At 55.0% G+C, this 515-nt stretch carries 1 pseudogene; it reads right to left on the minus strand.

Going from position 1 to position 515, the window contains the following annotated elements:
* Positions 1-466, minus strand: a pseudogene (locus H6B10_RS15175) (16S rRNA (cytosine(967)-C(5))-methyltransferase RsmB); the annotation flags it as partial.
* Between the last annotated feature and the right edge of the window lie 49 nt (positions 467-515).

Genomic DNA, 515 nt, shown 5'->3' on the forward strand with positions numbered 1-515 from the left:
GAAAAGCCTTTTCTATCAGGTGTACCCGTCCAGGGACCACTTCTCCACTGACAAGACTTCCGGTGTTTTGCATCTGCTGCGCCATGGTCAGACTTTTGCCGCCCGGCGCCGCGCAAAGATCCAGCACCTTATCCCCCGGCTTTGCCTGTACGCACAGAGCTGCAAACTGGCTGGCAAGCCCCTGTACATGATAGTCCCCCTGCGAAAAAGATTTTCCCGTTGCAGGAGACCCCATAAAGTCCACCAGCAGTGCATGCGGCCACGGACCCGGACATACAGCATGTCCTTCTGCCCGCAATGCGTTCGCCAACGTTTCGTCGGTTGTTTGCAGTGTGTTGACGCGTATAGCCGATGCAGGCCGATTACGAAAAGCCTCTGCCAGAAACAATGCATCCTGCCCATACTGCTCATACAGTAGCTCCGCCACCGGATGAGACAGACATTCATAAATTTCCAACCGTTCCAACGGATTCCGGAAATCTTCTGCTTGAATATGAACGGTTGCCGCGCGGCGC

This window comes from Gemmiger formicilis (assembly GCF_016901605.1).
GTDB classification, from domain to species: domain Bacteria; phylum Bacillota; class Clostridia; order Oscillospirales; family Ruminococcaceae; genus Gemmiger; species Gemmiger formicilis_B.